Consider the following 11,687-nt stretch of genomic DNA (forward strand, 5'->3'; position numbering starts at 1 on the left):
GGCTCACTCCTACAATTGCGAATGCGTTCCCCCTGTAGGAGTGAGCCTGCTCGCGATAGCCCCACCACGGTTCAGCTGAAAAAACGCAAAAAAAAAAACGGAGCCCGAAGGCTCCGCTCTTTCTGCAACCAGCCCGATATCAGGCCAGTTTCTTGTGACGTACCCGGTGTGGCTGGGCCGCTGCTTCGCCGAGGCGCTTTTTGCGGTCGGCTTCGTACTCGGTGTAGTTGCCTTCGAAGAACACCGCTTGCGAGTCGTCCTCGTACGCCAGGATGTGCGTGGCGACACGGTCCAGGAACCAGCGATCGTGGGAGATCACAATGGCCGCGCCCGGGAAGTCCAGCAGGGCTTCTTCCAGCGAACGCAGGGTTTCCACGTCGAGGTCGTTGGACGGTTCGTCGAGCAGCAGGACGTTACCGCCCTCTTTCAGCGTCAGCGCCAGGTGCAGACGCCCGCGCTCACCGCCGGAGAGATCCTTGACGAACTTCTGCTGATCGCCGCCCTTGAAGTTGAAGCGACCGACGTAGGTGCGCGACGGGATCTCGTAGTTGCCGATGCGGATCTGGTCGGAGCCGTCGGAGATCTGCTGGAACACGGTCTTGCTGCCGTCGAGGTCTTCGCGGCTCTGGTCGACGCAGGCCAGTTGCACGGTCTCGCCGATTTCGATGCTGCCCGAATCCGGCGTTTCCTTACCCATCAGCATGCGGAACAGCGTCGACTTACCGGCACCGTTACCGCCGATCACGCCGACGATGGCGCCCTTGGGCATGGAGAACGACAGGTTGTCGATCAGCACGCGATCGCCATAGCCCTTGGTGACGTTCTTGAACTCGATGACCTTATCGCCCAGACGTGGGCCGGCCGGGATGTAGATCTCGTTGGTCTCGCTGCGCTTCTGGAATTCCTGCGATTGCATTTCTTCGAAGCGTTGCAGACGGGCCTTGGATTTCGACTGACGAGCCTTGGCGCCTTTGCGCACCCACTCCAGTTCTTCTTTCATAGCCTTTTCGTGGGCCGACTGCTGCTTGGATTCCTGGGCCAGACGATCGGACTTGGCTTCGAGCCAGCCCGAATAGTTGCCCTCGTAAGGAATGCCCGCGCCGCGGTCAAGTTCCAGGATCCAGCCGGCGACGTTGTCGAGGAAGTAGCGGTCGTGCGTGATCGCAACCACAGTGCCCGGGAAGTCGTGGAGAAAATGCTCCAGCCACGCCACGGAGTCGGCATCCAGGTGGTTGGTCGGTTCGTCGAGCAGCAGCATGTCCGGGGCGGACAGCAGCAGACGGCACAGGGCGACACGGCGCTTTTCACCACCGGAGAGGAATTCGACCTTGGCGTCCCACGCCGGCAGGCGCAGCGCATCGGCGGCGACTTCCAGTTGGCGCTCAAGGTTGTGGCCGTCGCTGGCCTGCAGGATCGCTTCGAGCTTGGCCTGTTCGGCGGCGAGCTTGTCGAAGTCGGCATCCGGGTCGGCGTAGGCCGCGTAGACCTCGTCCAGACGCGCTTGCGCATCCTTGATCACGCTGACCGCTTCCTCGACCACTTCACGCACGGTCTTGGCCGGGTCCAGTTGTGGCTCTTGCGGCAGGTAACCGATGTTCAGGTCCGGCATCGGACGAGCTTCGCCTTCGAATTCGGTGTCGACGCCGGCCATGATTTTCAGCAGCGTGGATTTACCCGAACCGTTGAGGCCGAGCACGCCGATCTTGGCGCCGGGAAAAAAGGACAGCGAAATGTTTTTCAGGATTTCCCGCTTCGGCGGAACAACTTTGCCCAGCCGATGCATGGTGAAGACGTATTGAGCCATGGAGAACCTTGGGTCAGTGACAGATGAATGATTGCAGCACAGGCGATGCCTGGCCAGACCATGCGCGTCGTTCACGTGATGGTTATCAATGCGTGCGCGCGGAAAAAGTCTGAGTCTAGGAGCTGGAACGCTCCCGCGTAACCGGCAAAGCTACCTTAATGATGAAAGGCAGTCCAGCCGCGCAGGGCTGGCACTTCGCCACGACTCAAGGCATGCTAGCCGCCCTTTGGGCGTCCGGCTTATAGTGCACGTCGCGCCAGTCCAGCCAATCCGCAGGATCACAGCTTGTCCAATGTCAGTCCGCCCGCCTCTGTGAGCAGCGCCCAACCGGCGCCCGGCTCGCCCCTGCGCGGGACATTGAAGGGTGCGCTGGCGACTTTGGTGTTGCTGTTGCTGGCGTTGTTGTTCTGGCAACTGCTCGACCAACTGCGCGAAACCCAGAAGAACCAGCGTCAGTACACCATCGATTACACCGCCGACCTGGCCGCCCAGGTCAGTCTGAACATGGCGTTGAACGCGCAGATCGCACTCAATCTGCTACCGATCGTCGAGCAACCGCAGACAACCGACGAACAGCAGGTGTTGCTGCGCAAGCTGCAGCAATCGCTGCCGGACCTGCGCAGCATGGCCTTGCTCAGTCCGTCAGGAAAAATCATCAGCGACAGCGCTGCTGACAGCCCCGACGCCGATTACCTCGCCGAACTGGTGCGCCGCAGCCGCGCCCAGGCGCATTACTTCAGCAACGCCAGCGACGGCTCGGTGGTGCATCTGCTACTGCGTCAAGCCAGCGGCAGCACGCGCGGCTACTGGGCGTTGCGGTTGACGCCGACGTTCTTCGACTCACTGACCCAGCAGGGCGAAACCGGCCTGCGTCCGTTGTGGCTGGTGGAAAACCGCGTCAACCAGCAAATCATCAGCCGCGACGACGCCCAGCCTTCGGCCAGGCCCGGGGTTTTGACCCCGGACGATCTGGCCAACACCGTCCTGACCGTGCCGCTGAGCAGCAGCGACTGGCAACTGCGTGGGCTGTTCGACCGCCAGCGCGTGCTCGAAGAACTGCTGCCGGCGTTCATCGGCAAATGCCTGCTGGGCCTGGCATTCTCAATGCTGCCGGTGATTGCGCTGCTGAACATGCGCCGTCGTCAGCGTCAGTTGCACGAAGGTCGGCGACGTTATCAGGATATTTTCGAAGGCACCGGCGTCGCCCTGTGCGTCCTCGACCTGTCCGGACTCAAGCAGTTTTTTGACAAGGCGCAGATCCAGACCGGCGATCAGCTCAAGGCCTGGCTCGACCAGCCCCGCCAGCGCCAACAACTGCTGCAGGAGTTGCGCGTCACCGAGGTCAATCAGGTGGCGCTGCAACTGCTCGACGTCCATTCCTGCGACCAGGCCTGGCAGTTGCTGATCGACGGTCAGCCACACGCGCACTGTGTGATCGGCAATCAGATACTCGATGCCGTACTGCTCCAGCAGAAACAACTGGAACTGGAAATCAAGCTGCCGCACCCCAACGGTCGCGACCAACACCTGTGGATGGTGCTGCGCTTGCCGCAGGAGCAGCACGACTATAAAGCGGTCATCCTGAGCATCAACGACATCACCAGCCGCAAGCTGATCGAATTGTCCCTGCTGGAACGCGAAGGTTTCTGGTCGGACGTGGTGCGCACCGTGCCCGATCATCTGTATGTGCAGGACGTGATCAGCCAGCGGATGATTTTCAGCAACCACCACCTCGGCCAGACCCTCGGCTACAACCGCAGCGAACTGCATCAGATGGGCGAGTATTTCTGGGAAATCCTTCTGCATCCGGAAGACGCCGACTACTACCATCGTTCACGGCAAATGCAGCGCCACGCCGGTTACAGCCAGTTGCTGCAATGCCAGTTGCGTTTCCGCCATCGCGACGGCAAGTGGCGGCGCTTCGACATTCGCGAACAGGCGCTGGCCCGCGACAAGCACGATCAGGTCACGCGGATCATCGGCGTGGCCAAGGACATCACCGAACAGATTGAAGCCAGTGAATCGCTGCGCGACAGCGAGCAGCGCTACCGCATGCTCGCCGAGAGCATCAGCGATGTGATTTTTTCCACCGACAGCAAGCTCTCGCTGAACTACGTCAGTCCGTCGGTGCAGGCGGTGCTGGGTTACAACGCCGAATGGATTTTCCAGAACGGCTGGCAATCGACCATCGCCAACCCGGGGCAACTGAACGGCATCTACAGCCTGATGGACCGCGTCAGCAAAGCGCTGGACAAGCCCGAGCAACTGGCCCTGCTGCGCAGTCAGGTGCAGACGCAATTGTTTCTGTTCGACTGCCTGCGTGCCGACGGCCGCAAGATCCCGATCGAACTGCGCCTGGTGCTGGTGTGGGACGAACACGGCGCATTCGAAGGCGTATTGGGCGTCGGCCGTGATATCAGCCAGCAGCGCCGCGCGGAAAAAGACCTGCGCATGGCCGCCACGGTTTTCGAGCATTCAACCTCGGCGATCCTGATCACCGACCCGGCCGGCTACATTGTCCAGGCCAACGAAGCCTTCAGCCGGGTCAGCGGCTATGCCGTCAGCGAAGTGCTCGATCAACTGCCGAACATGCTCACCGTCGACGAACAGCAGGACGCGCACCTGCGCTACGTGCTCAAGCAACTGCACGAGCACAGCACCTGGGAAGGCGAAGTCTGGATGAAGCGCCGTAACGGCGAGCACTACCCGGCGTGGGTCGGGATTACTGCGGTGCTCGACGACGAGGGCGACCTGGCCAGTTACGTGTGCTTCTTCAGCGACATCAGCGAGCGCAAGGCCAGCGAACAGCGCATTCACCGCCTCGCCTATTACGACGCCCTGACCCATCTGCCCAATCGCACGCTGTTCCAGGATCGCCTGCACACCGCGCTGCAAGCGGCCGAACGGCAGAAGTCGTGGGTGGTGCTGATGTTCCTCGATCTCGACCGGTTCAAACCGATCAACGACTCCCTCGGCCACGCCGCCGGCGATCGCATGCTCAAGGACATGGCCACGCGCCTGCTGGCCTGCGTCGGCGAAGACGACACTGTGGCGCGCATGGGCGGCGATGAGTTCACCCTGCTGCTGCAACACCGTTCAAGCCGCGAACTGGCCCTGAACCGGGCCATTCACGTCGCCGAGCAAATCCTCGGCAGCCTGGTGCGCCCGTTTGTACTCGAAGGCCGCGAGTTTTTTGTCACCGCCAGTATCGGCATCGCCCTCAGTCCGCAGGACGGCAACGAACTCAGCCAGTTGATGAAGAACGCCGATACTGCGATGTACCACGCCAAGGAGCGCGGCAAGAATAACTTCCAGTTTTATCAGGCCGACATGAACGCCAGTGCACTGGAGCGCCTGGAGCTGGAAAGCGATTTGCGCCATGCCCTGGAGCAGAACGAATTCGTCCTTTATTACCAGCCGCAGTTCAGCGGCGACGGCAAACGCCTGACCGGCGCCGAGGCGCTATTGCGCTGGCGGCATCCTCGGCGCGGGCTGGTGCCGCCGGGCGACTTCATTCCGGTGCTGGAAGAACTCGGTCTGGTGGTCGACGTGGGCGACTGGGTGATCAGCGAGGCCTGCCGGCAACTGAAAACCTGGCATCAGAACCGCGTGCGCGTGCCGAAGGTGTCGGTGAATATTTCCGCACGGCAGTTCTCCGACGGCCAACTGGGCACGCGGATCGCCACGATCCTGCGCGAAACCGGCCTGCCGCCGGCCTGCCTGGAGCTTGAACTGACCGAAAGCATCCTGATGCGCGAAGTCAGCGAGGCGATGCAGATTCTTGCCGGACTGAAAAATCTCGGACTGAGCATTGCGGTCGATGACTTCGGCACCGGTTACTCGTCGCTGAACTATCTCAAGCAGTTCCCGATCGACGTGCTGAAGATCGACCGCACCTTCGTCGACGGCCTGCCGTCCGGCGAGCAGGACGCGCAAATCGCCCGGGCCATCATCGCCATGGCCCACAGCCTGAACCTGGCGGTGATCGCCGAGGGTGTGGAAACCCATGAGCAACTGGACTTCCTGCGTGAGCATGGTTGTGATGAGGTGCAGGGGTATCTGTTTGGCAGGCCGATGCCGGCCGGGCGGTTTGAGGCGCAGTTCAGCAATGATGCGCTGTTCATGTTCGACTGAAGATCTGGGGGGCGGCCTTCGCGAGCAGGCTCGCTCCCACATCTGAAATGCATTCCCCTGTGGGAGCGAGCCTGCTCGCGAAGGGGCCGGCAAAAGCACCGCACATCTGTCATGAACGCCACTTGTCTGCGACATGATGTCGTTTCATATGCCATCCAAAACCCGTTGGGTTAGAATGCCCCCCTTTTCTGCCCCCGATCCTTGAGGACCGCCATGTTCAGCCGTGATTTGACTATTGCCAAGTACGACGCCGATCTTTTTGCCGCCATGGAGCAAGAAGCTCAGCGCCAGGAAGAACACATCGAGCTGATCGCTTCGGAAAACTACACCAGCCCAGCGGTGATGGAGGCTCAAGGTTCGGTTCTGACCAACAAGTACGCCGAAGGCTACCCGGGCAAGCGCTACTACGGCGGTTGCGAGTACGTCGACGTGGTTGAGCAACTGGCGATCGACCGTGCCAAGGAGCTGTTCGGCGCCGATTACGCCAACGTTCAACCGCACGCCGGTTCGCAAGCCAACGCCGCGGTGTACCTGGCCCTGCTGTCGGCCGGCGACACCATTCTGGGCATGAGCCTGGCCCACGGCGGTCACCTGACCCACGGTGCCAGCGTTTCCTCGTCGGGCAAGCTGTACAACGCCATCCAGTACGGTATCGACGCCAACGGCCTGATCGACTACGACGAGGTAGAGCGCCTGGCGGTAGAACACAAGCCGAAAATGATCGTGGCCGGATTCTCTGCCTACTCGCAGATTCTCGATTTCCCGCGCTTCCGCGAAATCGCTGACAAGGTCGGCGCCTACCTGTTCGTCGACATGGCCCACGTGGCCGGTCTGGTCGCCGCTGGCGTCTACCCGAACCCGGTGCCGTTCGCTGACGTCGTGACCACCACTACCCACAAGACCCTGCGCGGTCCACGTGGCGGTCTGATCCTGGCGCGCGCCAACGCTGATATCGAGAAGAAGCTCAACTCCGCAGTATTCCCGGGCGCCCAGGGTGGCCCGCTGGAGCACGTGATCGCCGCCAAGGCAATCTGCTTCAAGGAAGCGCTGCAGCCTGAGTTCAAGGTTTACCAGCAACAAGTGGTGAAGAATGCCAAGGCCATGGCCGGCGTGTTCATCGAGCGCGGTTTCGACGTGGTTTCCGGCGGTACCGAAAACCACCTGTTCCTGCTGTCGCTGATCAAGCAGGAAATTTCCGGTAAAGACGCCGACGCCGCTTTGGGCAAAGCGTTCATCACCGTGAACAAGAACTCCGTGCCTAACGATCCACGCTCGCCGTTCGTCACCTCCGGCCTGCGCTTCGGCACCCCGGCTGTGACCACTCGTGGTTTCAAAGAAGCTGAGTGCAAAGAGCTGGCCGGCTGGATCTGCGACATTCTGGCAGACCTGAACAACGAAGCGGTGATCGACGCCGTTCGTGAGAAAGTCAAAGCCATCTGCAAGAAACTGCCGGTATACGGCGCTTAATTGCGACGTTAACGCTGCAGCATGAAAAACCGGCCAGGTGATTGGCCGGTTTTTTTTCGTCTGAATGAAAGATCAAAAGATCGTCCGATCGCGGCCCGAGCCTTCGGCAGCTCCTACAGGGAGATCGCATTGCAAATGTAGGAGCTGCCGGAGGCTGCGATCTTTGCTTTTGGACCACCGGTCAGACCGGTCATGCCAATTTCATCTTTCCCTCTTGTAATCAGGAAAAACCCAAGCCTAGACTGCGCCTGCACTGGACATACCGGTAAGACCACAATAATTAAGTCCTGAATCCGATGCGCCAAGCGTGCGGCAGCCAGGACACCGACCCAGGATTCCTCCCATGCTCAGATGGTGCTCGCGTTCGATCTTCCTTCAAGTGGTTCTCGGATTGATGCTCGGCATCGTCTGCGGGCTGACCCTTCCTGAATACTCGGCCCAGCTCAAGCCGCTCGGCGACGGTTTCATCAAACTGATCAAGATGCTCATCGGCCTGATCGTGTTCTGCGTGGTGGTCAGCGGCATCAGCGGTGCAGGCGATCTGAAGAAGGTCGGGCGCATTGGCCTCAAATCGGTCATTTATTTCGAAGTGCTGACCACCCTCGCGCTGATTATCGGCCTGGTGTTCGCCTTCAGCACCGGTATCGGCAGCGGCGCGAATATTCATCTGGAGCAACTCTTCACCGCCGACATGGGCGACCTCGCCGAGCGCGGCCAGCACATGCACACCACCACGCAATTCTTGATGGACTTGATCCCGACCTCGGTGATCGGCGCCTTCGCTGACAACAACATCCTGCAAGTGCTGCTGTTCTCGGTACTGTTCGGCAGTGCGTTGAATCTGGTTGGCGAAGCGGCTTCCGGGATCTCGCGGCTGATCAACGAACTGAGCCATGTGATCTTCCGCATCATGGGCATGATCGTACGTTTGGCGCCGATCGGCGTGTTCGGCGCCATCGCTTTCACCACCAGCAAATATGGCCTCGATTCGCTGCAGCATCTGGGCAGTCTGGTCGGCTTGTTCTACCTGACCTGCATCGCCTTCGTCGCGCTGATTCTCGGTCTGGTGATGCGCGTCTCCGGCCTGCGCATGTGGCCGCTGCTCAAGTATCTGCGCGAAGAATTGCTGATCGTCATGGGCACCGCCTCCTCGGATGCGGTGCTGCCGCAGATCATGCGCAAGCTCGAACACTTGGGCATCGGCAGTTCGACGGTAGGGCTGGTGATTCCGACCGGTTACTCGTTCAACCTCGACGGTTTTTCGATTTACCTGACCCTCGCTATCGTCTTCATCGCCAATGCTACCGGTACACCGCTGGCCATGACCGATCTGCTGACGATTTTGCTGGTCTCGCTGATTACCTCCAAGGGCGCCCACGGCATCCCCGGTTCGGCATTGGTGATTCTTGCGGCAACCCTGACGGCAATCCCGGCCATTCCCGTGGTCGGCCTGGTGTTGGTGCTGGCGGTGGACTGGTTCATGGGCATCGGCCGCGCACTGACCAACCTGATCGGCAACTGCGTCGCCACCGTGGCCATCGCCCGTTGGGAAAAGGACATCGATGTGCAACGGGCGAACAAGGTGCTCAATGGCGAGCAAGGCTATAACTTTCAACCGAGAAAAACGGTCGCCCAAGCGGCGGCGAAAGAATTTTGAATGAGCGCCGCGCCTGCCAGACCGCAGGCACGGCGAATGGAGCAAATACGTGATTACTTCATCAACCGTCGTCAACTCAGTGGTGGAAAAACTGCGCGCCGCCCTGGCCCGCGGGCAATGGCGCTCCGGCGATATGCTGCCGGGCCAGCGCGAACTGGCCGAACAATTGGGCATCAGCCGCCCGAGCCTGCGCGAGGCGGTGATTGTTCTGGAAACCCTCGGCCTGGTGCGCTCGATGCCGGGCAAAGGCGTGGTCGTCCTCGACGCGCAACTGACCGACAGCCAGAGCCACGACAGCGCAGTCGCCGGCGCGAGCCTCGAAGACGTGCTGCAACTGCGCTACACCCTGGAGCCGTTCATTGTCGGGCTGGTCGCGCAATCGATCAGCAGCAAGGAAGTTGGCCAGTTGCGCCTGACCCTGATGGACATGCGCGAAGCCCTCGAGGCCGGCGACAGCGAAGCCGGGGTCAGCGCCTACATCGCCTTCCACGAAGAGCTGTTCGCACTGACCTCGAATCCGATTTTCCAGAGCGTGGTGCAGCAGACCAGCAACGCCCTCAAGCAGAGCGCCGAAGTGCTGCGCAATTCACCGGAACATCTGGCCGAGCGGCTGGAGGAAAACGAAGCCGTGGTCCGCGCGATTCGCAGCAAGAACAGCGCCCAGGCCAGCGCCGAAATGCGTCGGCACATTCTGCGTGAGGGTCGGCGCATGGGCATCGAACTGAATATCCCGGATGACAACTTGCCCCACTGATCCTTTGGAGACCGGCCATGAACAGTTTCGCTTCCGCGCCGCACCCGCACTCGACTGCCCTGCCCTTCTCGCGCCTGCGGATGCCGGTGGAGGACCTTTACCCGCGGCTGTTCGATGCGATTCTCGAACAGCGTATCGATGCCGACAGCCGTTTCACCGAGGACAGCCTGAAGGATATGTTTAGTGCCAGTCGTGCCGATGTCCGGCGAGTGCTGACGCAACTGGCCCATGAGCAGATCGTAGTGCTGCGGGCCAATCATCGGCCGCGCGTGGCGGCGCCTGATCGGGAATTGATCAGGCAGACCCTGCATGCACGGCGGCTGGCTGAGATCACGTTGGTACGGTTGGCGTGTCAGCGTCCGCGGGTAGATGAATTGATATGCTTGCGCTCGTCGGTCGAACGCGAGAAGCGCGCCGTCGAGCAGGACCGGCGTGGGGCGGCGATTCGTTTGTCGGGGGAGTTTCACCTGCAGTTGGCGCGAATGGCGGGGAATGTGCCGTTGGCGAATTTTCTTGGCAGCCTTGTACCTGTTACGTCATTGGCGGTTGCGCGAAGTGCGGGCCAGACGCATAGCTGCGGCGCGTGGCAGGAGCATGTGGCGCTTGTCGAAGCCATTGAACGTGGCGATGCGGCCAAAGCCGATTCATTGATTAATCGGCATCTGGATCATCTTGAGCAGACGCTGCTCGGTTCAGACCTTGAGCCATGTGTTGTAGGTTAGATGGCTATCGCGAGCAGGCTCACTCCTACAATTTGGAATGCGTTCCTCTGTAGGAGTGAGCCTGCTCGCGATAGCTTCATTACAGGCTCAGAAAAACCATCAGGCAGAAGCCACCCTGGCAAACCCCGCCCGAATCTTCTCTTCCGGCAGCTCATCGGCAATAAACACGATCACGCTTTCCCGCGCCTCACCGTCGGCCCATTCGCTGTCCCAGTCGAAACCATAGAGTTTCAGCACGCCCTGGAACACCAGGCGCCGACCCTCACCGGCGATGTTCAGCACGCCTTTGTAACGCAGCAATTGTTTGCCGTGTTCTTCCAGCAGTTCATTCATGAACTCGCTGAGCTGATCGATATCCAGCGCCTGATCGGTGCGCAGCACCACACTGGAAATGCGGTCGATGGACGGGGCCTTGCCCACCGGACGCAGACTCAATCCACCGCCAAGATCGGCATTCAGATTAAAGCCGCGCACATCGAGCAATTCGGCCAGATCAATGTGGCCATGCTCGACCACACGAATCGGCGCGCGGCGGTTGATCCGCGTCAGCCGCTCGCTCAATGCGTCGAACGTCGCTGCGTCGACCAGATCGGTCTTGCTCACCAGCAAACGGTCGGCAAAACCGATCTGCGCCTGGGCAATGGTCTGGGTCAGATGTACGTCGGCATGCGCGGCGTCGACCAGGGTGATGATGCCGTCGAGCAGGTAACGCTCGCGCAACTCTTCGTCGATAAAAAACGTCTGCGCCACGGGCGCCGGATCGGCCAGACCGGTGCACTCGATCACCAGACGGTCGAAGGCAATCTCGCCGCTGTCCAGGCGTTCGAGCAGCAAGTACAGCGCCTTGGTCAGATCAGTGTGAATGGTGCAGCAGACGCAGCCGTTGGCCAGCGTCATGACTTGCACCGGCTCGTCACCCAGCAACTGAGTGTCGATACCGGCATCGCTGAATTCGTTTTCGATCACGGCGATTTTCAGGCCGTGCTCGGCTTTGAGCAGATGACGCAGCAACGTGGTCTTGCCGGCGCCAAGGAAGCCGCTGAGTACCGTAACCGGTATTGGAGAAGTCAAAATCGATCCCCTTCATAGATTCAATGAACAACACAAAAACAAATGTGGGAGCGGGCTTGCTCGCGAAAGCGCAGTGTC

Annotated in this window: 7 protein-coding genes; 5 read left to right on the plus strand and 2 right to left on the minus strand. The window is 60.6% G+C overall.

Features of this window, described 5'->3' with window-relative positions; translation table 11 throughout:
* Positions 1-139 precede the first annotated feature (139 nt).
* Positions 140-1,804 (minus strand): energy-dependent translational throttle protein EttA, encoded by a 1,665-nt coding sequence (ettA, locus tag HU765_RS26160; RefSeq protein WP_186623954.1) that lies wholly within the window; start codon positions 1,802-1,804, stop codon positions 140-142.
* 285 nt (positions 1,805-2,089) lie between these two features.
* Here ettA and morA point away from each other — a divergent pair, with 285 nt between their 5' ends.
* The 5 genes from morA to HU765_RS26185 all read left to right on the plus strand — a co-directional run bounded on the left by morA (position 2,090) and on the right by HU765_RS26185 (position 10,538).
* On the plus strand, positions 2,090-5,938 hold the full coding sequence (gene morA, locus HU765_RS26165; RefSeq protein ID WP_186623955.1) for a cyclic di-GMP receptor MorA: 3,849 nt from the start codon (positions 2,090-2,092) through the stop codon (positions 5,936-5,938).
* 213 nt (positions 5,939-6,151) lie between these two features.
* Complete coding sequence (gene glyA, locus HU765_RS26170; protein ID WP_186623956.1) at positions 6,152-7,405, plus strand: serine hydroxymethyltransferase; 1,254 nt, start codon at positions 6,152-6,154, stop codon at positions 7,403-7,405.
* Between the two features lie 343 nt (positions 7,406-7,748).
* Positions 7,749-9,062, plus strand: a complete 1,314-nt coding sequence (locus HU765_RS26175; protein ID WP_186623958.1) for a C4-dicarboxylate transporter DctA — start codon at positions 7,749-7,751, stop codon at positions 9,060-9,062.
* Between the two features lie 49 nt (positions 9,063-9,111).
* A complete protein-coding gene (locus tag HU765_RS26180; RefSeq protein ID WP_186623960.1) occupies positions 9,112-9,816 on the plus strand; it encodes an FCD domain-containing protein in 705 nt (234 codons plus the stop codon).
* 17 nt (positions 9,817-9,833) lie between these two features.
* Positions 9,834-10,538 (plus strand): GntR family transcriptional regulator, encoded by a 705-nt coding sequence (locus HU765_RS26185; RefSeq protein WP_186623962.1) that lies wholly within the window; start codon positions 9,834-9,836, stop codon positions 10,536-10,538.
* Between the two features lie 99 nt (positions 10,539-10,637).
* Here HU765_RS26185 and yjiA read toward each other — a convergent pair whose 3' ends face one another.
* Positions 10,638-11,609, minus strand: a complete 972-nt coding sequence (yjiA, locus tag HU765_RS26190; protein WP_186623964.1) for a GTPase — start codon at positions 11,607-11,609, stop codon at positions 10,638-10,640.
* Between the last annotated feature and the right edge of the window lie 78 nt (positions 11,610-11,687).

The organism is Pseudomonas sp. SWRI81, from assembly GCF_014268545.1.
Classification (GTDB): domain Bacteria; phylum Pseudomonadota; class Gammaproteobacteria; order Pseudomonadales; family Pseudomonadaceae; genus Aquipseudomonas; species Aquipseudomonas hamedanensis.

Coding starts and splice junctions, on each gene's coding strand:
- ettA (WP_186623954.1), bottom strand. CDS start 1,804: ATGGCTCAATACGTCTTCACCATGCATCGGCTGGGCAAAGTTGTTCCG.
- glyA (WP_186623956.1), top strand. CDS start 6,152: ATGTTCAGCCGTGATTTGACTATTGCCAAGTACGACGCCGATCTTTTT.
- HU765_RS26175 (WP_186623958.1), top strand. CDS start 7,749: ATGCTCAGATGGTGCTCGCGTTCGATCTTCCTTCAAGTGGTTCTCGGA.
- HU765_RS26185 (WP_186623962.1), top strand. CDS start 9,834: ATGAACAGTTTCGCTTCCGCGCCGCACCCGCACTCGACTGCCCTGCCC.